General features: G+C 68.4%; 13 protein-coding genes, 3 rRNA genes and 1 pseudogene. 10 read left to right on the top strand and 7 right to left on the bottom strand.

Features of this window, described 5'->3' with window-relative positions:
• The first annotated feature begins 28 nt into the window (after window positions 1-28).
• Both MOV08_RS31330 and MOV08_RS31325 read left to right on the top strand, forming a co-directional pair.
• Window positions 29-1,063 carry an ABC transporter substrate-binding protein gene (locus MOV08_RS31330; protein ID WP_275309719.1) on the top strand — a complete coding sequence of 345 codons (1,035 nt, stop codon included), beginning with the start codon at window positions 29-31 and terminating at the stop codon, window positions 1,061-1,063.
• A gap of 73 nt (window positions 1,064-1,136) precedes the next feature.
• Window positions 1,137-2,039, top strand: coding sequence for a siderophore-interacting protein (locus MOV08_RS31325; protein WP_039637655.1), 903 nt, complete (start codon window positions 1,137-1,139; stop codon window positions 2,037-2,039).
• Between the two features lie 95 nt (window positions 2,040-2,134).
• Here the strand turns inward: MOV08_RS31325 and MOV08_RS31320 are convergent, their stop codons facing one another.
• Window positions 2,135-3,157, bottom strand: a complete 1,023-nt coding sequence (locus tag MOV08_RS31320; protein WP_275309718.1) for an HAD-IIA family hydrolase — start codon at window positions 3,155-3,157, stop codon at window positions 2,135-2,137.
• A 177-nt stretch (window positions 3,158-3,334) separates the two neighbouring features.
• On the opposite strand from MOV08_RS31320, the gene MOV08_RS31315 reads away from it, so the two are divergent.
• The 5 genes from MOV08_RS31315 (at window position 3,335) to MOV08_RS31295 (ending at window position 10,044) form a co-directional block, all read left to right on the top strand.
• Window positions 3,335-4,600 carry a DUF1015 domain-containing protein gene (locus tag MOV08_RS31315; protein WP_275309717.1) on the top strand — a complete coding sequence of 422 codons (1,266 nt, stop codon included), beginning with the start codon at window positions 3,335-3,337 and terminating at the stop codon, window positions 4,598-4,600.
• Window positions 4,601-4,761: 161 nt separating this feature from the next.
• The gene (locus tag MOV08_RS31310) at window positions 4,762-6,309 is read left to right on the top strand and encodes a pyridoxal phosphate-dependent decarboxylase family protein (RefSeq protein WP_275309716.1); all 1,548 of its coding nucleotides are present in this window, start codon (window positions 4,762-4,764) and stop codon (window positions 6,307-6,309) included.
• A gap of 41 nt (window positions 6,310-6,350) precedes the next feature.
• Window positions 6,351-7,676, top strand: coding sequence for a lysine N(6)-hydroxylase/L-ornithine N(5)-oxygenase family protein (locus MOV08_RS31305; protein WP_275309715.1), 1,326 nt, complete (start codon window positions 6,351-6,353; stop codon window positions 7,674-7,676).
• Window positions 7,673-8,239 carry a GNAT family N-acetyltransferase gene (locus MOV08_RS31300; RefSeq protein WP_275309714.1) on the top strand — a complete coding sequence of 189 codons (567 nt, stop codon included), beginning with the start codon at window positions 7,673-7,675 and terminating at the stop codon, window positions 8,237-8,239. The genes MOV08_RS31305 and MOV08_RS31300 overlap by 4 nt, the downstream gene beginning before the upstream one ends.
• Window positions 8,239-10,044: an IucA/IucC family protein gene (locus MOV08_RS31295; RefSeq protein ID WP_275309713.1), complete on the top strand. Its 1,806-nt coding sequence runs from the start codon at window positions 8,239-8,241 to the stop codon at window positions 10,042-10,044. The genes MOV08_RS31300 and MOV08_RS31295 overlap by 1 nt, the downstream gene beginning before the upstream one ends.
• 67 nt (window positions 10,045-10,111) lie before the next feature.
• On the opposite strand, the gene MOV08_RS31290 is transcribed toward MOV08_RS31295, so the two are convergent.
• The 6 genes and pseudogenes from MOV08_RS31290 to MOV08_RS31265 form a co-directional block, all read right to left on the bottom strand.
• A complete protein-coding gene (locus MOV08_RS31290; protein WP_338057422.1) occupies window positions 10,112-10,864 on the bottom strand; it encodes a tetratricopeptide repeat protein in 753 nt (250 codons plus the stop codon).
• Window positions 10,865-10,963: 99 nt separating this feature from the next.
• Window positions 10,964-11,707, bottom strand: a pseudogene (locus MOV08_RS31285) (hypothetical protein); the annotation flags it as partial.
• A 326-nt stretch (window positions 11,708-12,033) separates the two neighbouring features.
• Window positions 12,034-12,150, bottom strand: a 5S ribosomal RNA gene (gene rrf / locus MOV08_RS31280).
• Window positions 12,151-12,289: 139 nt separating this feature from the next.
• Window positions 12,290-15,410, bottom strand: a 23S ribosomal RNA gene (locus MOV08_RS31275).
• A 308-nt stretch (window positions 15,411-15,718) separates the two neighbouring features.
• A 16S ribosomal RNA gene (locus MOV08_RS31270) occupies window positions 15,719-17,247 on the bottom strand.
• The 16S, 23S and 5S rRNA genes sit together here, the layout of an rRNA operon.
• A gap of 637 nt (window positions 17,248-17,884) precedes the next feature.
• The gene (locus MOV08_RS31265; RefSeq protein WP_275309712.1) at window positions 17,885-18,535 is read right to left on the bottom strand and encodes a DNA-3-methyladenine glycosylase; all 651 of its coding nucleotides are present in this window, start codon (window positions 18,533-18,535) and stop codon (window positions 17,885-17,887) included.
• Window positions 18,536-18,688: 153 nt separating this feature from the next.
• On the opposite strand from MOV08_RS31265, the gene MOV08_RS31260 reads away from it, so the two are divergent.
• The 3 genes from MOV08_RS31260 to MOV08_RS31250 all read left to right on the top strand — a co-directional run bounded on the left by MOV08_RS31260 (window position 18,689) and on the right by MOV08_RS31250 (window position 21,015).
• The gene (locus MOV08_RS31260) at window positions 18,689-19,471 is read left to right on the top strand and encodes a sporulation protein (protein ID WP_275309711.1); all 783 of its coding nucleotides are present in this window, start codon (window positions 18,689-18,691) and stop codon (window positions 19,469-19,471) included.
• 42 nt (window positions 19,472-19,513) lie between these two features.
• Window positions 19,514-20,053 carry a YbhB/YbcL family Raf kinase inhibitor-like protein gene (locus tag MOV08_RS31255; protein ID WP_039637644.1) on the top strand — a complete coding sequence of 180 codons (540 nt, stop codon included), beginning with the start codon at window positions 19,514-19,516 and terminating at the stop codon, window positions 20,051-20,053.
• 455 nt (window positions 20,054-20,508) lie between these two features.
• Window positions 20,509-21,015: an HNH endonuclease gene (locus MOV08_RS31250; RefSeq protein ID WP_275309710.1), complete on the top strand. Its 507-nt coding sequence runs from the start codon at window positions 20,509-20,511 to the stop codon at window positions 21,013-21,015.
• The last annotated feature ends 46 nt before the right edge of the window (window positions 21,016-21,061 follow it).

The raw sequence follows: 21,061 nt of genomic DNA, 5'->3' as shown, positions 1-21,061 counted from the left end.
TCCGCCTCCAGAGAGGAGCACGCACGTCATGAGAACCCCCCGAAGCGTATCCCCGTCCCGACGCGGTGTCCTGGCCGCCGGCGGTGCCCTCGGCATCGGCGCGCTGCTCGCCGCCTGCGGGGGGAGCAAGGGGTCCGCAGGGTCCGGGGGTTCCGACGGCGGCAAGGGCGGCCCGTGGTCCTTCACCGACGACCGCGGGCAGAAGGTCTCGCTGCCCGGGACACCGCAGCGGATCGTCGCCTTCACCGGCAGCGCCGCGGCCCTGCACGACTTCGGGATCGACGACCGGATCGTCGGCGTCTTCGGCCCCACCAAGCTGCCGAACGGCAAGCCCGACCCGCAGGCCGGCGACCTCGACGTCGACAAGGTCACCATCCTCGGCAACGCCTACGACCAGTTCAACGTCGAGAAGTACGCCGGCCTCGGCCCCGATCTGCTGGTCACCAACATGTACGAGCCCGGCGCGCTCTGGTTCGTCCCGGACAGCAGCAAGGACAAGATCACCAAGCTGGCCAGGTCCGTGGCCCTCACCTCGTCGAGGGTGCCGCTGGACCGGATCATCGGGCGGTACGCGGAGTTCGCCGCGTCGCTCGGCGCGGACCTGAAGGCCAAGAAGGTCACCGACGCCAAGGCCCGCTTCGAGCAGGCCGCGGCGCGGCTGCGCAAGGCCGCCACCGCCCACCCGGTCAAGGTCCTCGCCTGCTCCGGCAGCGCCGACTTCTTCTACGCCTCCAACCCCGGCATCAGCGCGGACCTGATGTACTTCAGGTCCCTCGGCGTGGACCTGATCGTCCCCGACCACCTCGACAAGGGCGGCTACTTCGAGAGCCTGAGCTGGGAGAACGCCGACAAGTACCAGGCCGACGTCCTCCTGCTGGACAACCGGACCGCCACCCTCCAGCCCAAGGACCTGGCCGCCAAGCCGTCCTGGGCCCGACTGCCCGCCGTCAAGGCCGGCCAGATCACCCCCTGGGCCAGCGAGCCGCGCTTCTCCTACGCCGGCGCCGCCCCGCTCCTGGAGTCGCTCGCCCAGGCCGTCGAGCACGCGAAGAAGGTCAACTGACGCACCGCCGGGCCGGCTTCGCCGCCGGCCCGGTCACCCCACCCCGCCCCGCACCGTCCCGGGAGGTTCCCGAATGACCGCGACCGCCACCCCCACCACCGCGCCGTTCCGCTTCTTCGACGTCCAGGTCGCCCGCACCCGGCGACTGGGCCCCTCCATGGTCCGGATCACCTTCACCGGCGAACGGCTGGCGGAGCTGGCGTCCGGCGGCCGGGACCAGCGCTTCAAACTGTTCCTCCCGCAGCCCCACCAGACCGCGCCGGTCTTCGACGACATGGGGGACGGCTGGTACACCGCCTGGCGGGCGCAGGACCCGGCCGAGCGCCCGGTGATGCGCTCGTACACGATCCGCGAACAGCGCCCCGACCCTTGCGAGTTCGACGTGGACTTCGCGCTGCACGGCGCCGACGACCCGGCGTCCCCCGCCCTCGCCTCCGGCGGACCGGCCAGCCGCTGGGCGCTCCGGGCCCGGCCGGGCGACCGGCTGACCGTCCTGGCCCCGGCCGTCGAGGACAACGGCGGGGTGGACTTCCGGCCGCCGCCCGGCACCGACTGGATCCTGCTGACCGGTGACGAGACCGCCCTGCCGGCCATCGCCGGGATCCTGTCCTGGCTCTCGCCCGGCACGGTGGCCAAGGTGTGGATCGAGGTCGGGCACGAGGACGACCGGCAGCCGCTGCCGACCTTCGCCGACGTCGAGGCCACCTGGCTGGTCCGCTCCCACGGCCGCGACGGCGCGGACGGCGGGCCCGTCCTGGACGCGCTGCGCGCCGCCGACCTGCCCGAGGGCACCCCGTACTCCTGGATCGCCGGCGAGGCCGGCACCGTCAAGGCGGTGCGCCGGCATCTCGTCGGGGAGCGCGGATTCGACCGCCGCGCGGTGAAGTTCACCGGCTACTGGCGGCGCGGCGCCACCGAGGAGGACCTGATCGCGGAGCTGACCGCGGCCGCCACGGCCGCCGCCGGCAAGGAGTGACCCACCGGCCCGCCCGTCCCCCGCACGGCCCCGCCGCTCCTCGCGACGGGGCCCGCCGGCCTTCCGGCCCGCGCCGTAAGTAATATGACGTGCCGTCACATACCGAGCGCGCGCAGGGACTTGGTCGCGTCGGCCGGACAACTCCCGGTGCCCGCCGCGGTCCAGGCCGCCGCGCACAGCGCCCGCAGCCCGTCCAGCGGCTCCCCCACGCCGTCCAGGACCAGTTCGTCGCCGGCCGCCTCGGCCCGCCAGTCGCCGCAGCGGAAGCCGGTGCCGTCCGCCGCCACCTCCGGCTGCGGTCGCAGCAGCCCCCGCAGGTCCGCGTCCACGTACGTCGGCCGGTGCTCGGGCGGCGCGGCCAGCAGGGCCGCCGGGGTGGTGATGCCGGTGAGCACCAGCAGGGAGTCCACGCCGCCGTTCCAGGCGCCCTCGATGTCGGTGTCGAGCCGGTCCCCGATCACCAACGGCCGCTGCGCGCCGGTCCGCAGCACCGTCTCGCGGTGCATCGGCGGCCGCGGCTTGCCCGCGACCTGCGGCGCCCCGCCGGCGGCGATCCGCACCACCTCCACCAGCGCGCCGTTGCCCGGCGCGATCCCGCGCTCCTTGGGGATGGTCAGGTCGGTGTTGGAGGCGAACCACGGCACCCCCCGCTGCACCGCGTAGGCGGCCTCCGCCAGCCGCTCCCAGTCCAGCGCCGGGTCGAAGCCCTGGACCACCGCCGCCGGGTCGTCATCCGCCGACGCCACCGGCACCAGCCCGCGCTCGCGCAGCGCCACCCGCAGCCCCTCGCCCCCGACGGCCAGCACCCGGGAGCCGGCCGGCACCTGCTCGGAGATCAAGCGGGCCACCGCCTGCGCCGAGGTGATCACGTCCTCGGCGGTCGTGGGGAGACCGAATCCGGACAGTTGGCCGGCCACCGCCTGCGGGGTCCGGGAAGCGTTGTTGGTCACATACGCGAGGTGCATGCCGCCCTCCCGCGCCGTGGTGAGCGACGCCACGGCGTGCTCTATGGCCCGTCCACCGGCATAGACCACCCCGTCCAGATCCAGCAGCGCCGTGTCGTACGCCTCGCTCAGCGCGCGCCGGCATCCGTCGGGCCGCCTGCGAACCTCTTCCATGCCGTCCTGCTCCTCGCTCCTCCGTGCCGCACGGAGGCTCGCCCCGCACTCCGTGCGCGGGCCGTCCGGCGCCCCCCGGGCCGGTCCCTCCGCCGTCGCGCGGCCACCGATAATTCCGGCCGATTCACGGCCGCTCCCCCGATCATCCCGCACCCGCTCCCGGCATAGCATTCTTCAATGACCAGTACCGACGGCCTCCGCCTCCTCCCGTTCCGCGGCCTGCGCTACGCCCCGGACCGGGTCAGCAGCCTCACCGCGGTCACCTCCCCGCCCTACGACGTCGTGGTCCGCCCGGACGGGGTCCGCGAGTTGGAGACCTCCGATCCGTACAACATCGTCCGGCTGATCCTGCCGCACACCGCGGACCCCACCGCCCGCCACCGCCAGGCCGCCGAGACCCTGCGCCGCTGGCGCGACGAGGGAATCCTCACACCGGATCCGGAGCCCGCGCTGTACGTCTACGAGCAGCGCGGCGGCGACACCCTCCAGCGCGGCCTGATCGGCGCGCTCCGACTGGACGGCCCGGTACTGCCCCACGAGGACGTCATCCCCGAGGTGGTCGAGGACCGGGCCGCCCTGATGGGCGCCGCGGCGGCCAACTTCGAGCCACTGCTGCTGTCGTACCGCGGCCAGGGCACCGCGAACGGCGCCACCGCGGTCATCGAGCGCACGGTCCAGCACGCCCCGCTGCTGGCCACCACCACCGAGGACGGCTTCGCGCACCGCCTGTGGGCGGTCACCGACCCCGCCGAGCTGGCCGCCGTCGACGCGGACCTGGCCCAGCGGCAGGCGCTGATCGCCGACGGCCACCACCGCTGGGCGACCTACCAACGGCTCCACGAGCAGCGGCCGGAGGCCGGCCCGGACTCCCCGTGGGCATCCGGGCTGGTGCTGCTGGTCGACACCGCCCGTTATCCGCTCCAGGTCCGGGCGATCCACCGGGTGCTGCCGCACCTGTCGCCCGACAAGGCACTGGCGGACGTGGCCGGCGCGTTCCGGGTCAGCCGGCTGCCCGACGACCCGGCCGCCGCCCTGGAGGCACTGGCCCGGACGCCCGGAACCGCCTTCGTGCTGTCCGGCGGCCCGGACTCCTTCCACCTCCTGGACCGCCCCGACCCCGGCCTGCTGGACCGGGCGATCCGCACCGACCGGCCCGAGGCGTGGCGGCGGCTGGACGCGACGGTGCTGCACTCGGTGCTGCTGGACGAGGTCTGGCGGATCCCGGACCACCCGTCGGACATCGGCTATCTGCATCACACCGGGGCGGCGGTGGCGCAGGCCGCCCGGCACGGCGGGACGGCGGTCCTGATGCGCGCCACTTCGGAGGAGACGGTCCGTCAACTCGCCCAGCAGGGCGTGACGATGCCCCGCAAGTCCACCTCGTTCGGCCCCAAGCCGGCGACCGGTCTGGTGCTGCGCACCCTGGACGACGAAGGGAGCTGACCCTCCGCGGGAGCCCGTCCCGGACGGCACCCCGCACTCACCCGGTGATCCAGTTAGGTTAGGCTTACCTCACTGCGTCACCGGGCGGGTCCCCCTGCCCCTGTGCACACCTCCGCACCCTGCACAGGACGCGGTTGACCCCGCACCAGGGAGGGCACTTCATGAGTCGCCTCGAGCACCCCGCCGAGGACCCGGCCGACAGCCGCACCTATCTCCTCAACAACCGTACCGCCGACCGCTATCGCTCCGCCGTCACCGAGAGCGTCACCCGGCTCAGCGACCGGTTCGCCACCACCGAGCGCCCCTTCACCGGCGTCTCCGTCGACGAGCTGGCGCCCACCGTCGCCGCCGTCGACCTCGACGCCCCGCTCCACGACCCGGCCGCCGCCCTCGACGAGCTGGAACGCGTCTACCTCCGCGACGCGATCTACTTCCACCACCCGCGCTACCTCGCGCACCTCAACTGCCCGGTGGTGATCCCGGCCCTCGTCGGCGAGGCGGTGCTCTCCGCCGTCAACTCCTCCCTCGACACCTGGGACCAGAGCGCCGGCGGCACCCTCATCGAGCGCCGCCTGGTCGACTGGACGGCCGAGCGGATCGGCCTCGGCCCGACCGCCGACGGCATCTTCACCAGCGGCGGCAGCCAGTCCAACCTCCAGGCCATGCTGCTCGCCCGGGACGAGACCTGCCGCCGCGAACTGGCCCGCCCGGATTCCCCGGACGGCGCCCGGCTCACCGACCTGCTCCCCCGGCTGCGCATCCTCACCTCCGCCTGCAGCCACTTCAGCATCCGCAAGTCCGCCACCCTGCTCGGCCTGGGCGCGGAGGCCGTCATCGCCGTCCCCGCCGACGCCACCAAGCGGATGCGCACCGACGCGCTCGCCGCCGAACTGGAGCGCTGCCGCCGCGAGGGCCTGATACCCATGGCGGTCGTCGCCACCGCCGGCACCACCGACTTCGGCTCCATCGACCCGCTCCCGGAGATCGCCGACCTGGCCGCCCGCCACGGCGCCTGGATGCACGTGGACGCCGCCTACGGCTGCGGCCTGCTGGTCTCCCGCCGCCGCGACCTGCTCACCGGCATCGAGCGCGCCGACTCGGTCACCGTCGACTACCACAAGTCCTTCTTCCAGCCGGTCAGTTCCAGCGCCGTCCTGGTCCGCGACCGCGCCACGCTCCGGCACGTCACCTACCACGCGGACTACCTCAACCCGCGCCGGATGGTCGAGAAGCGGATCCCCAACCAGGTCGACAAGTCGCTCCAGACCACCCGCCGCTTCGACGCCCTCAAACTCTGGCTGACCCTGCGCATCATGGGCGCCCAGGCCGTCGGCGAACTCTTCGACGAGGTCATCGACCGGGCCGCCGACGCCTGGAAACTGCTGCACGACGACCCGCGCTTCGAGGTCGTGGTCGAGCCCCAGCTGAGCACCCTGGTCTTCCGCTACCTCCCCGGCGGCCCCCAGGACCCCGAGCTCACCGACCGGATCAATCTGCACGCCCGGGAGGCCCTCTTCGCCTCCGGTGACGCGATCGTCGCCGGCACCAAGGTCGACGGCCGGCACTACCTCAAGTTCACCCTGCTCAACCCGGAGACCACGCTCGACGACATCGCCACCGTCCTCGACCTGATCGCCGAGCACGCCGGCCGCCACCTGGCCGAGCAGCCCGTCGTCGACCGCCCGGCGCCCGCCCTCAGCGCCCCCTGACCTCCCCACCGACCGACCATCTCCGAAGAGAGCCCCCCCCCGTGACCGTCCCCCACGATGCCCCCTACGACTTCCTCGCCATCGGACTCGGCCCGTTCAACCTCGGCCTGGCCTGCCTGACCGCCCCCATCGACGGACTCGACGGCCTCTTCCTCGACGACCGGCCGGGCTTCGACTGGCACCCCGGCATGATGCTGGACAGCACCCACCTCCAGGTGCCGTTCATGGCCGACCTGGTCACCCTCGCCGACCCCACCTCGCCCTTCTCCTTCCTCAACTACCTGAAGGAATCGGGCCGGATGTACTCCTTCTACATCCGCGAGAACTTCTATCCGCTGCGCGCCGAGTTCAACGACTACTGCCGCTGGGCCGCCGGCAAGCTCGACACCGTCCGCTTCTCCCACAAGGTCACCACCGTCGAGTACGACGAGCGCGCCGAGGTCTACCTCGTCCACGCCGACCACCAGGGCGAACGGCGCACCTTCCGGGCCCGCAGGCTCGTCCTGGGCACCGGCACCCCGCCGCACCTCCCCGACGCCTGCCGGGACCTGGGCGGCGACGCCCTGCACAACGCCGGCTACCTGGACGCCAAGACCACCCTCCAGGCCAAGGACAGCATCACCATCGTGGGCAGCGGCCAGAGCGCCGCCGAGATCTACTACGACCTCCTCCAGGACATCGACACCCACGGCTACCACCTGACCTGGGCCACCCGCTCCCCCCGCTTCTTCCCCCTCGAATACACCAAGCTCACCCTGGAGATGACCTCCCCGGAGTACGTGGACTACTTCCACGCCCTCCCCGCCGCCACCCGCGACCACCTCAACGCCACCCAGAAGCACCTCTACAAGGGCGTCGACTCGGAGCTGATCAACGACATCTTCGACCTGCTCTACCAGAAGCGTCTGGCCGGCCCGGTCCGCACCCGCCTGCTGACCAACTCCGCGCTCCAGGAGGCCCGTTACGACGAGGCCACCGGCACCTACACCCTCGGCCTGCGCCAGGAGGAGCAGGGGCGGGACTTCACCCTCGCCACCCAGGGCCTCGTCCTCGCCACCGGCTACCGCTACCGCGTCCCCGACTTCCTGGACCCGGTCCGCGACCGCATCGCCTGGGACGCCGCCGGCCGCTACGACGTCGCCCGCAACTACAGCATCGACACCACCGGCCGGGACATCTTCGTGCAGAACGCCGAGCTGCACACCCACGGCTTCGTCACCCCCGACCTCGGCATGGCCGCCTACCGCAACTCCTGCATCATCCGCGAGCTGCTCGGCCGCGAGTACTACCCGGTCGAGAAGGCCATCGCCTTCCAGGAGTTCGCCGCCCCGGCCGGCCCGCACGACCCGATGGAGATATCCGCATGAACGCCCCCGCCTTCACCCGCACCGACCCCGCGCTGGGGGAGTTCGCCCTGCGGCCCGTCGACCCCGCCGCCGACGCCCCCGTCCTGCACTCCTGGGTCACCCACCCCAAGGCCGCCTTCTGGCTGATGCAGGACTGCGACCTGGCCGCGGTCGAGAAGGAGTTCACCCGGATCGACGCCGACCCGCACCACGACGCCCTCCTCGGCCTGCACAACGGCACCCCGGCCTTCCTCATGGAGCGCTACGACCCCGCCCACCGCGAACTGGTCGGCATCCACGCCGCCCGGCCCGGCGACGTCGGCATGCACTTCCTGACCGCCCCCACGGACACCCCCGTCCACGGCTTCACCCACGCCGTCATCACCACGGTCATGGAGAGCCTCTTCGCCGACCCCGACGTCCGGCGCGTGGTCGTCGAACCCGACACCCGCAACACCGCGGTCCACGCCCTCAACAAGGCCGTCGGCTTCGAGGTCGTCCGCACCGTCTCGCTCCCGTCCAAAGACGCCTATCTCAGCACCTGCACCCGCGAACAGTTCCTGGCCACCCGAGGAGACCGCTGATGCCCGCCCCCACCGCCCCGGAGCAGCCCGCCCAGGACGCCGTCGCCCACCTCACCCCGGAGCTGTGGGCCCGCGCCAACCGCGCCCTGGTCCGCAAGGCCCTCGCCGAGTTCGCCCACGAACGCCTGCTGACCCCCGAGCCGCTGGCCGACGACGGCCGCTACGCCGTCCACAGCGACGACGCCACCACCAGCTACCGCTTCACCGCCCGCAGACAGGCCCTCGACCACTGGCAGATCGACGCCGAGAGCATCACCCGCCACCGCGACGACGCCGAACTCCCCCTGGACGCCCTGGACTTCATCACCGAGTTCCACACGACCCTGGGCCTGTCCCCGGACGTCCTCCCGGTCTACCTGGAGGAGATCAGCTCCACCCTCTCCGGCACCGCCTACAAGCTCGCTGGCAAGGCCCCCACCGCCGCCGAACTCGCCAGCGCCGACTTCCAGGCCGTCGAGACCGGCATGACCGAGGGCCACCCCTGCTTCGTCGCCAACAACGGCCGCCTCGGCTTCGGCATCCACGAGTACCACGCCTACGCCCCCGAGGCCGCCGCCCCGCTCCAGCTCCTCTGGCTGGCCGCCCACCGCGACCACAGCACCTTCACCGCCGGCGCCGACCTCGACTACGACACCCTGATCGACGCCGAGCTCCCCGCCGCGACCCGGGCCCGCTTCACCGCCACCCTCACCGACCTCGGCCTCGACCCGGACGCCTACTACTTCTTCCCCACCCACCCCTGGCAGTGGTGGAACAAACTCTCCGTCACCTTCGCCGCCGAGGTCGCCCAGCGCCGCCTGGTCTGCCTGGGCCCCGGCGACGACCAGTACCTCGCCCAGCAGTCCATCCGCACCTTCTTCAACACCACCCAGCCCACCAGGCACTACGTCAAAACCGCCCTGTCGGTCCTCAACATGGGCTTCATGCGCGGCCTGTCCGCCTCCTACATGGAAGCCACCCCGGCCATCAACGACTGGCTGGCCCGCCTGATCGACGCCGACGACACCTTCCGCGCCGCCCGCTTCTCGATCATCCGCGAGCGCGCCGCCATCGGCTACCACCACCGCCAGTACGAGGCCGCCACCGACAAGGGCTCCCCGTACCGCAAGATGCTCGCCGCCCTCTGGCGCGAGAGCCCGGTCCCCACCCTCGAACCGGGCCAGCGGCTGGCCACCATGGCCTCCCTCCTCCACGTGGACCGGGACGGCGACTCCTTCGCCGCCGCCCTCGTCGCGGAATCCGGCCTGGCCCCCGAAGCCTGGCTCCGCCGCTACCTCGACGGCTACCTCACCCCGGTCCTGCACGCCTTCTACGCCTACGACCTGGTCTTCATGCCGCACGGCGAGAACGCCATCCTGGTCATCGAGGACGGCGCGGTGGCCCGAGTGATCTTCAAGGACATCGCCGAGGAGATCGCCGTGATGTCCGCCGACGCGGTCCTGCCGCCCACCGTCGAACGCATCCGCGCCGACGTCCCCGACGACAAGAAGCTGCTCTCGGTCTTCACCGACGTCTTCGACTGCTTCTTCCGCTTCCTCGGCGCCACCCTCGCCGACCGCGGCGTCCTCGACGAGGACACCTTCTGGCGCACCGTCGCCGCCACCGTCACCGACTACCAGGCGGCCCACCCCGAACTCGCCGACAAGTTCGCCGAGTACGACATGTTCGCCCCCGAGTTCGCCCTCTCCTGCCTCAACCGCCTCCAGCTGCGCAACAACCAGCAGATGGTCGACCTCCAGGACCCGGCCGGCGCCCTCCAGCTCATCGGCACCCTGCACAACCCCATCGCCCGCTACGCCCCCTGACCCCACCCCCGCAGACATACGAAGAAGGGCGGACCCGCACCGGGTCCGCCCTTCTCTCGTCACTCAGCTACTCGGTCTTCTCCGACCCGCCACCGGACTGCGCCTCACCGCCGGCCTCGGCCTCAGCCTCGGCCCGCGGCTCTCCGGCACCCTTCTCGTCCTCGACCTCGTCCTCGGCCTCGTCTTCGACCAGCGCATCGGTGAACTGCACGCCGTCCATCTCGGCCAGCCGGTCCGATGCATCCGTGGTGCCCGCCTGATCGGCCTCAAGCGCCTTGGCGAACCAGTCCCGCGCCTCGCCCTCGCGCCCGACCTCCAGCAGCGCGTCCGCGTACGCGTACCGCAGCCGCGCGGTCCACGGGTGCACCGCGTTCGACGCCAGCTCGGGGCTCTGCAGCGTCACCACCGCAGCGTCCGCCTGCCCCATGTCCCGCCGGGCCCCGGCCGCGACCAGCCGCATCTCGACCTGCCCGGCCCGGTCCAGCTTCTGCACCTCGGGCTCACCGGCCATCGCCAACGCCTTCTCCGGCCGACCGAGCCCCCGCTCGCAGTCCGCCATGAGGGGCCACAGTTCCGCGCTGCCGGTCATCCGCCGCGCCGCCCGGAACTCCTTCAGCGCCTCGGCGTACTTGCCGGTCCCGTACGCCGCGAAGCCGGCGGCCTCGCGCACCGCCGCGACCCGGGACGCCAGCCGCAGCGCGACCCGCGCGTACCCGTACGCCTCCTCCGGCTCCTCGTCGAGCAGCCGCGCGACCATCACCAGGTTCTTGGCGACGTCCTCGGCCAGCGTCTTCGGCAGGCTCTGCAGCTCCTGCCGCACCGCCTTGTCGATCTCCTCGCCGGTCACGTCCTCCGGAATCGGCAGCCGCTTGATCGGCTCCCGGTCCCGGTCGTAGTCCCGCCGCTCGTCCCGACGCGGCCCGTCCCGACGGTCGTCCCGGCGGTCGTCCCGGCCGCGCCCACCGCCGTACGGCCGCCGCGCCCCGCGCTCGTCGTCCCGCCGGAAACCACCGCGGTCGTCCCGCCGCGGCCCCCGATCGTCCCGCCGGAATCCGCCGCGCTCATCATCACGCCGGAACCCGCCGCGCTCGCCCCGGTCGTCGCGGCGCTCGTCACGCCGGAAACCACCACGATCGTCGTCCCGACGGAAGCCACCACGCTCGTCGTCCCGACGCGGCGCCCGCGGACGGTCATCCCGCCGGAACCCACCACGGTCGTCCCGCTCATCACGCCGGAACCCACCACGACCCCCACCGCGCTCGTCCCGCCGGAACCCGCCCCGGTCGCCGCGGTCGTCCCGGCGCTCGTCACGCCGGAAACCGCCCCGGTCGTCCCGCTCATCGCGCCGGAAACCGCCACGGTCATCGCGCCGCTCGGGCCGCTCGTCCCGACGGAACCCGCCACGGTCGTCACGCCGCTCGAAGCGGTCGTCACGCCGGAAGCCACCGCGCTCGCCCCGGTCGCCACGGTCGTCACGCCGGAAACCGCCACGGTCGTCGCGACGCTCGCCCCCACCGCGGTCGTCCCGCCGGAACCCGCCCCGGTCGCCACGGTCGTCCCGGCGCTCGTCACGCCGGAACCCACCGCGGTCGTCGCGACGCTCGCCACCGCCACGGTCGTCCCGACGGAACCCACCGCGGTAGCCGCCCCGGTCACCGCGCTCGCCCCGGTCACCGCGCTCGCCCCGCTCACCGCGGTCGTCGCGCCGGTAGCCACCGCGCTCACCACCACGGTTGTCACGGCTGTCGCGGTTGTCCCTGCTGTCGCGCCGCGGCCCACGGTCGTCCCGTCGGAAACCACCACGGTCACCGCCGTCGCGCCTCGGCCGGCGCTCCGAACGATCGTCGGAAGGGTTGGTGGACATCGACGTGACTCCTGTCTTCGGTACTGCATTCATTCTCACGCACCGACCCGTTCGGCGCGCTTCGGCAAAACAAAAGGACCCTTGGTCCCAGCGTGAACGCTGGGACCAAGGGTCCTTGAAAAATTGTTCGGCGGCGTCCTACTCTCCCACAGGGTCCCCCCTGCAGTACCATCGGCGCTGAAAGGCTTAGCTTCCGGGTTCGGAATGTAACCGGGCGTTTCCCTAACGCTATAACCACCGAAACCCATTCGGGTTCAAGCGAACAAGCACACTCTTCAGTTAAAGAAGTGGAACCGCCACCCCGCGGAGCGGGATATCAGTTCGTGTACCGACGCTGCGACTGTTCGCAACCCGGGAACAACACAGTGGACGCGAGCAACTGAGGACAAGCCCTCGGCCTATTAGTACCAGTCAACTCCACACCTTACGGCGCTTCCATATCTGGCCTATCAACCCAGTCATCTACTGGGAGCCTTACCCCATCAAGTGGGTGGGAGCCCTCATCTCGAAGCAGGCTTCCCGCTTAGATGCTTTCAGCGGTTATCCTTTCCGAACGTAGCCAACCAGCCATGCCCTTGGCAGAACAACTGGCACACCAGAGGTCCGTCCGTCCCGGTCCTCTCGTACTAGGGACAGCCCTTCTCAAGACTCCTACGCGCGCAGCGGATAGGGACCGAACTGTCTCACGACGTTCTAAACCCAGCTCGCGTACCGCTTTAATGGGCGAACAGCCCAACCCTTGGGACCGACTCCAGCCCCAGGATGCGACGAGCCGACATCGAGGTGCCAAACCATCCCGTCGATATGGACTCTTGGGGAAGATCAGCCTGTTATCCCCGGGGTACCTTTTATCCGTTGAGCGACGGCGCTTCCACAAGCCACCGCCGGATCACTAGTCCCTACTTTCGTACCTGCTCGACCCGTCAGTCTCACAGTCAAGCTCCCTTGTGCACTTACACTCAACACCTGATTACCAACCAGGCTGAGGGAACCTTTGGGCGCCTCCGTTACCCTTTAGGAGGCAACCGCCCCAGTTAAACTACCCACCAGACACTGTCCCTGATCCGGATCACGGACCCAGGTTAGACATCCAGCACGACCAGAGTGGTATTTCAACAACGACTCCACACCAACTGGCGTTGGCGCTTCAAAGTCTCCCACCTATCCTACACAAGCCGAACCGAACACCAATATCAAGCTATAGTAAAGGTCCCGGGGTCTTTCCGTCCTGCTGCGCGAAACGAGCATCTTTACTCGTAATGCAATTTCACCGGGCCTATGGTTGAGACAGTCGAGAAGTCGTTACGCCATTCGTGCAGGTCGGAACTTACCCGACAAGGAATTTCGCTACCTTAGGATGGTTATAGTTACCACCGCCGTTTACTGGCGCTTAAGTTCTCAGCTTCGCCCCACCGAAATGGAGCTAACCGGTCCCCTTAACGTTCCAGCACCGGGCAGGCGTCAGTCCGTATACATCGCCTTACGGCTTCGCACGGACCTGTGTTTTTAGTAAACAGTCGCTTCTCGCTGGTCTCTGCGGCCACCCCCAGCTCAGACAGCAAATGTCATCACCAGAAATGGCCCCCCTTCTCCCGAAGTTACGGGGGCATTTTGCCGAGTTCCTTAACCATAGTTCACCCGAACGCCTCGGTATTCTCTACCTGACCACCTGAGTCGGTTTAGGGTACGGGCCGCCTTGAAACTCACTAGAGGCTTTTCTCGACAGCATAGGATCATCCACTTCACCACAATCGGCTCGGCATCAGGTCTCACCCTGCATGAGAGACGGATTTGCCTATCTCTCGGGCTACACCCTTACCCCGGGACAACCACCGCCCGGGCTGGACTACCTTCCTGCGTCACCCCATCGCTTACCTACTACAAGTCTGGTCCGTCGGCTCCACCACTCCCCTTCACCCGAAGGATCCAGGACGGCTTCACGGACTTAGCATCGCCTGATTCAGTATTGGGCGCTTCAAAGCGGGTACCGGAATATCAACCGGTTGTCCATCGACTACGCCTGTCGGCCTCGCCTTAGGTCCCGACTTACCCTGGGCAGATCAGCTTGACCCAGGAACCCTTAGTCAATCGGCGCAAGAGTTTCCCACTCTTGTATCGCTACTCATGCCTGCATTCTCACTCGTGAACCGTCCACAACTCGTTTCCACGGCTGCTTCACCCGGCACACGACGCTCCCCTACCCATCACAACAGGCGTTAGCCCTCATGCTGCAATGACACGACTTCGGCGGTGTACTTGAGCCCCGCTACATTGTCGGCGCGGAATCACTTGACCAGTGAGCTATTACGCACTCTTTCAAGGGTGGCTGCTTCTAAGCCAACCTCCTGGTTGTCTCTGCGACTCCACATCCTTTCCCACTTAGCACACGCTTAGGGGCCTTAGTCGATGCTCTGGGCTGTTTCCCTCTCGACCATGGAGCTTATCCCCCACAGTCTCACTGCCGCGCTCTCACTTACCGGCATTCGGAGTTTGGCTAAGGTCAGTAACCCGGTAGGGCCCATCGCCTATCCAGTGCTCTACCTCCGGCAAGAAACACACGACGCTGCACCTAAATGCATTTCGGGGAGAACCAGCTATCACGGAGTTTGATTGGCCTTTCACCCCTAACCACAGGTCATCCCCAGGTTTTCAACCCTGGTGGGTTCGGTCCTCCACGAAGTCTTACCTCCGCTTCAACCTGCCCATGGCTAGATCACTCCGCTTCGGGTCTTGAGCATGCTACTCCAACGCCCTATTCGGACTCGCTTTCGCTACGGCTTCCCCACACGGGTTAACCTCGCAACATACCGCAAACTCGCAGGCTCATTCTTCAAAAGGCACGCAGTCACGACGCAAAGAACAAGTCTCTGCGCGACGCTCCCACGGCTTGTAGGCACACGGTTTCAGGTACTATTTCACTCCGCTCCCGCGGTACTTTTCACCATTCCCTCACGGTACTATCCGCTATCGGTCACCAGGGAATATTTAGGCTTAACGGGTGGTCCCGCCAGATTCACACGGGATTTCTCGGGCCCCGTGCTACTTGGGTGGCTCTCAAGCAAGCCGCTGACGTTTCAGCTACGGGGGTCTTACCCTCTACGCCGGACCTTTCGCATGTCCTTCGCCTACATCAACGGTTTCTGACTCACCGACCGGCCGGCAGACCGATCAAGAAAGCTCCCACAACCCCAACCACGCAACCCCTGCCGGGTATCACACGTGACTGGTTTAGCCTCATCCAGTTTCGCTCGCCACTACTCCCGGAATCACGGTTGTTTTCTCTTCCTGCGGGTACTGAGATGTTTCACTTCCCCGCGTTCCCTCCACACTGCCTATGTGTTCAGCAGCGGGTGACAGCCCATGACGACTGCCGGGTTTCCCCATTCGGACACCCCCGGATCAAAGCTCGGTTGACAGCTCCCCGGGGCCTATCGCGGCCTCCCACGTCCTTCATCGGTTCCTGGTGCCAAGGCATCCACCGTGCGCCCTTAAAAACTTGGCCACAGATGCTCGCGTCCACTGTGCAGTTCTCAAGCAACGACCAGCCACCCGTCACACACCCACAAGAGGCGCTTCACCGGGGCCGGCATCGCGAAGGTTCAGACCATAAGTCCGCACCCTCAGACACCCAACAGCGTGCCCGACCAGTTCAACCCACAGTCCCGTGTTCCACGCCGAAGCAGTACTAACGAGCCATGACCCTGAACAGGCCGAGTAGTCAACGTTCCACCCATGAGCAACCAGCATCAGACACTCGCTGATGTACTGGCCTCTGACCAAGCACAAAGCTCGGTAAGAAGTGCTCCTTAGAAAGGAGGTGATCCAGCCGCACCTTCCGGTACGGCTACCTTGTTACGACTTCGTCCCAATCGCCAGTCCCACCTTCGACGATTCCCTCCCACAAGGGGTTGGGCCACCGGCTTCGGGTGTTACCGACTTTCGTGACGTGACGGGCGGTGTGTACAAGGCCCGGGAACGTATTCACCGCAGCAATGCTGATCTGCGATTACTAGCAACTCCGACTTCATGGGGTCGAGTTGCAGACCCCAATCCGAACTGAGACCGGCTTTTTGAGATTCGCTCCACCTCGCGGTATCGCAGCTCATTGTACCGGCCATTGTAGCACGTGTGCAGCCCAAGACATAAGGGGCATGATGACTTGACGTCGTCCCCACCTTCCTCCGAGTTGACCCCGGCAGTCTCCTGTGAGTCCCCATCACCCCGAAAGGCATGCTGGCAACACAGAACAAGGGTTGCGCTCGTTGCGGGACTTAACCCAACATCTCACGACACGAGCTGACGACAGCCATGCACCACCTGTACACCGACCACAAGGGGGACCGTGTCTCCACGGTTTTCCGGTGTATGTCAAGCCTTGGTAAGGTTCTTCGCGTTGCGTCGAATTAAGCCACATGCTCCGCTGCTTGTGCGGGCCCCCGTCAATTCCTTTGAGTTTTAGCCTTGCGGCCGTACTCCCCAGGCGGGGAACTTAATGCGTTAGCTGCGGCACGGACGACGTGGAATGTCGCCCACACCTAGTTCCCAACGTTTACGGCGTGGACTACCAGGGTATCTAATCCTGTTCGCTCCCCACGCTTTCGCTCCTCAGCGTCAGTATCGGCCCAGAGATCCGCCTTCGCCACCGGTGTTCCTCCTGATATCTGCGCATTTCACCGCTACACCAGGAATTCCGATCTCCCCTACCGAACTCTAGCCTGCCCGTATCGAATGCAGACCCGGGGTTAAGCCCCGGGCTTTCACATCCGACGTGACAAGCCGCCTACGAGCTCTTTACGCCCAATAATTCCGGACAACGCTCGCGCCCTACGTATTACCGCGGCTGCTGGCACGTAGTTAGCCGGCGCTTCTTCTGCAGGTACCGTCACTCTCGCTTCTTCCCTGCTGAAAGAGGTTTACAACCCGAAGGCCGTCATCCCTCACGCGGCGTCGCTGCATCAGGCTTTCGCCCATTGTGCAATATTCCCCACTGCTGCCTCCCGTAGGAGTCTGGGCCGTGTCTCAGTCCCAGTGTGGCCGGTCGCCCTCTCAGGCCGGCTACCCGTCGTCGCCTTGGTGAGCCACTACCTCACCAACAAGCTGATAGGCCGCGGGCTCATCCTTCACCGCCGGAGCTTTCCACACGGAGATCATGCGACCCCGTGTCATATCCGGTATTAGACCCCGTTTCCAGGGCTTGTCCCAGAGTGAAGGGCAGATTGCCCACGTGTTACTCACCCGTTCGCCACTAATCCCCAACCGAAGCCGGTTCATCGTTCGACTTGCATGTGTTAAGCACGCCGCCAGCGTTCGTCCTGAGCCAGGATCAAACTCTCCGTGAATGCTTACCGGCCTGCGTTTAATTAAAAACTGCCGGTATCAACACTCGCGTTGAGCGGAACCACAAGGAGGAATAATCCTCGCGGTTCACAGCGTCCTCGCTGTGCGCCTCCCAAAGCCATTGGAAGGACTTTTCAAAGGAACCTCATCTCCATGATGGAGACGGGGTATCAACATATCTGGCGTTGACTTTTGGCACGCTGTTGAGTTCTCAAGGAACGGACGCTTCCTTCGGCCACCCTCTCGGGCTTCCTCCGGGCGCTTCCCTTCGGTCTTGCGTCTCCGACTCTATCAGATCCTTTCGGCTCCGATTTTCGCCGGTGCGATTCGGCCTTTCGGCTTCCTCGCGGTTCCGACTTTATCAGATCCTTTTTCGTTTCCGGGCCGCTTCCCGAGGGGCGCTACCGGCTTCGAATTCGGTTCCGATTTTCGTCGGAGGGGTTCGCCTTTCGGCGTGGTCACTACTTTAGCGGCTTTTCCTGACGGCTCATAATCGAGCCGATCGGGGTGAATTTCGGCAACGCCGAAAGAAACCCGCCAGGGAGTCGTTCGAAGTAGTGGTGGTGCCGCCTCGGGTGTGCAGATAGCACTGCCCGGGTTCAGCGGCTCGGGATACGTTAGGCGTTTGGCGGGACAGAGTCAAGTCGTCGTGGCGGTGCGTCGCCTGGGCGTGTGGGGGCGGTAGGTGCTGACGGTGGGGTCACCGTCGATCCAGTAGCGCCACGGGTGGTCGGCACCGTCGCCGCCGACGCCGGTGCGGGGACCGTTGCACACCCGATCGCGCGGGGCGGGGGTGCCGTGGAGGATCGTGAGCGGGCTGTGGGCCGGGGCGCAGACGTCGACGCCGTCCAGGGAACGGTCGATGTCGAGAGCGGTGGCCAGCCGGGCCGGGCCCTTGGCGAGCTCGTCGGTGTTGCGGGCCTTGGGGCGGCGGCCGGCGGCCAGGGGCGCACCGGTGAGGATCTCGCCGGCGCGCAGCAGGACCGCGCCGGCCTTGCCCTCGGGACCGCAGACCAGGTTGATGCTGAACCACATGCCGTAGATGAAGTAGACGTACGCGTGGCCGGGCGGGCCGTACATCGTGGCGTTGCGGGCGGTGCGGCCGCGGTAGGCGTGCGAGCCGGGGTCGGTCTCGCCGTCGTACGCCTCGACCTCGGTGAGGCGGAGTTCGATCGGGCCGGCGGGGCTGTGACGTACCAGGGTGCGGCCGAGCAGGGCCGGGGCGACGTCCAGGACGGGGCGGTCGAAGAAGTCGCGCGGGAGGGGGGTGCGGCCCGGTACGTCGGTCATGGATCCCGAGCGTAGTGGAGGGGCGCGGGTGGGCGGCGGGGCGGTTTGGGCGGTTGTGGAAACGGAATTGGGCCGATCGGTTCGGGGTGCGTAAGGATCGGGCCACGATCGGCCGGCTGTACGGGGCGCGGACTGCGTCAGGGGAGGGCGAGCATGGGGTTCAGGAAGTTGCTGGCGAGTCTGGGGGCCGGGGGCGCGTCCGTGGAGACGGTGCTCTTCGAGGAGAACGTGGTGCCCGGCGGGGTGGTGCAGGGGGAGGTCCGGCTCCAGGGCGGGTCGGTGCCGCAGGCGATCCAGGGGCTGTCCGTCGGGCTGCAGGCGCGGGTGGAGGTCGAGCGCGGGGACGAGCAGGTCAGGCGGGACGTCGCATTCGCCCGGCTGAAGTTGGGCGGGGCGTTCGAGGTGCAGGCGGGGGCCGTGCACACGGTGCCGTTCGGGCTGGAGATCCCCTGGGAGACGCCGATGACCACCTTCCCGGGGCATCAGCTGCCCGGGGTGAGCGTGGGGGTGACGACCGACCTGGCGATCGCGCGGGCGGTGGACTCCAGTGATCTCGACCCGGTGCAGGTGCACCCGCTGCCGGCGCAGCAGGCGATCCTGGACGCCTTCGGGCGACTCGGGTTCCGGTTCAAGACGGCGGACCTGGAGCAGGGGCGGATCCACGGGACGCGTCAGCAACTGCCCTTCTACCAGGAGATCGAGTTCTCGGCGCCGCCGCAGTACCGCGGGCTGAGCGAGGTCGAGCTGTCCTTCGTGGCCGACGGCCGGGAGATGGACGTGGTGCTGGAGATGGACAAGAAGCCGGGGCTGTTCAGCGAGGGGTCGGACACCTATCGGTCGTTCACGGTGGGGCTGCACGACTTCGAGGGGACCGACTGGGCCGGTTATCTCAACCACTGGCTGGCCGAGGTCGGCGGGCGGCGCAACTGGCTCTAACCTGGCCGGACAGAGTGTCAGCAAGCGACCAGGAGGTCCGAGGTGTCCGAGCTGAAGCGGCGGCCGCTCCCGCACGATTTCCACCCGCCGGTGGCGGAGTTCACCGTGGTGAGCGAGGAGGTGCAGCCGGGCGGGACGCTGCGGCCGGAGCAGGTCCACGCCGCGGGGAACCGCTCGCCGCAGCTGCGGTGGGAGGGTGCTCCCGCGGGGACCAGGAGCTACGCCGTCACCTGCTACGACCCGGACGCGCCGACCGGCAGCGGGTTCTGGCACTGGGTGCTGTTCGACATCCCGGCGTCGGTGACGGAGCTGCCGGCCGGGGCGGGCAGCGGTGACATGAAGGGGCTCCCCGAGGGTGCCGTGCACGTCCGCAACGACTACGGGACGCGGGACTTCGGCGGTGCGGCGCCGCCGCCCGGTGACGGTCCGCACCGCTATGTGTTCACCGTGTACGCGGTGGACCAGGAGAGGTTGGGTCCGGACGCGGACGTCTCGCCCGCGGTGGTCGGCTTCAACCTGCGGTTCCACGCGATCGGGCGGGCCCAGCTGATCGGCGAGTACGAGGTGCCCGCCGCCGGCTGACGCCGGTGCCGGCCGGGCCGTCGGGCCCGGGAGAAATGCGTTGCGCCCCGGCGCTCCCCGCGCGCACAGTGGTACGCGTGCCGCCGCCTCCACGAGGCGGCGGGCAGCTGGTACCACCGTGGGCGGGAGTGCTGGGGCGCAGGTGTGTTCGCCCCCTCCCCCGTGCCTCAGGAGCACGGGAGGGTGCCCCGTCCGGAGTCCGCACGCGCCGGACGTCCGTACCGGCTGTCGTTCGCTCCGGGTTCCGTGCGTCACGGGGGACGGGACTCGGAGCGCACCCTTTTGTGTGTCTTCGCGGCGCCCCCGCCGTCGCTGCGGCACACCTCTTCTTCACCCTGCCCTCACCCGCCATTTCCCTTGTGGCACACGGAAATTGCGTTGTCCGGGAAATACCTGCCCCTGCACAGTGGAGCCACTTCGCCACGGCGGCGATCAGGGTCCGGGAGGTGGACGGGATGCGCGAGACGCTGGTGCTGAATGCGAGCTTCGAGCCGCTGGCGACGGTGTCGCTGCGGCGTGCGGTGGTGCTGGTGATGCAGGACAAGGCGGTCGTCGAGCACGCCCACCCGGGGCTGCGGATCCGGGCGGCGTCGGTGGACGTACCGGTGCCGCGGGTGATCAGGCTCAGCAGGTACGTCCGGGTGCCGTTCCGAAGACAGGCGTCGTGGTCCCGGCGCGGGGTGCTGGCCCGTGACCAGCATCGATGCGCGTACTGCGGGAAGCGGGCGATGACCGTGGACCACGTGCTGCCGCGGTCGCACGGCGGTGGGGACACCTGGCTGAATACCGTCGCTTCGTGTGCGGAGGACAACCACCGCAAGGCGGACCGGACGCCGGAGCAGGCGGGGATGCGGCTGCTCCGGCGGCCCTTCGTGCCGACGCCGGCGGACGCACTGGTGTCGGCCCTGGGGGTGTCCGCGCGGGACGAGCTGCCGGAGTGGCTGGGGGCGCTCCCGGCGTAGCGCCGCGGACGGCTGGCCGACCGGCCGACAAAAGGGCGTCCAACTC

Source organism: Streptomyces yunnanensis, assembly GCF_029011865.1.
Classification (GTDB): Bacteria; Actinomycetota; Actinomycetes; order Streptomycetales; family Streptomycetaceae; genus Streptomyces; species Streptomyces yunnanensis.
The sequence above is the reverse complement of the archived record's forward strand: the minus strand, read 5'-3'. Positions and strand labels throughout refer to the sequence as shown.

Bases quoted from the DNA above. Each gene is read 5' to 3' on its own strand.
- MOV08_RS31320 (WP_275309718.1), bottom strand. From the start codon at position 3,157: ATGGAAGAGGTTCGCAGGCGGCCCGACGGATGCCGGCGCGCGCTGAGC.
- MOV08_RS31265 (WP_275309712.1), bottom strand. From the start codon at position 18,535: ATGACCGACGTACCGGGCCGCACCCCCCTCCCGCGCGACTTCTTCGAC.
- MOV08_RS31315 (WP_275309717.1), top strand. From the start codon at position 3,335: ATGACCAGTACCGACGGCCTCCGCCTCCTCCCGTTCCGCGGCCTGCGC.
- MOV08_RS31295 (WP_275309713.1), top strand. From the start codon at position 8,239: ATGCCCGCCCCCACCGCCCCGGAGCAGCCCGCCCAGGACGCCGTCGCC.
- MOV08_RS31250 (WP_275309710.1), top strand. From the start codon at position 20,509: ATGCGCGAGACGCTGGTGCTGAATGCGAGCTTCGAGCCGCTGGCGACG.
- MOV08_RS31330 (WP_275309719.1), top strand. From the start codon at position 29: ATGAGAACCCCCCGAAGCGTATCCCCGTCCCGACGCGGTGTCCTGGCC.
- MOV08_RS31325 (WP_039637655.1), top strand. From the start codon at position 1,137: ATGACCGCGACCGCCACCCCCACCACCGCGCCGTTCCGCTTCTTCGAC.
- MOV08_RS31260 (WP_275309711.1), top strand. From the start codon at position 18,689: ATGGGGTTCAGGAAGTTGCTGGCGAGTCTGGGGGCCGGGGGCGCGTCC.
- MOV08_RS31300 (WP_275309714.1), top strand. From the start codon at position 7,673: ATGAACGCCCCCGCCTTCACCCGCACCGACCCCGCGCTGGGGGAGTTC.
- MOV08_RS31310 (WP_275309716.1), top strand. From the start codon at position 4,762: ATGAGTCGCCTCGAGCACCCCGCCGAGGACCCGGCCGACAGCCGCACC.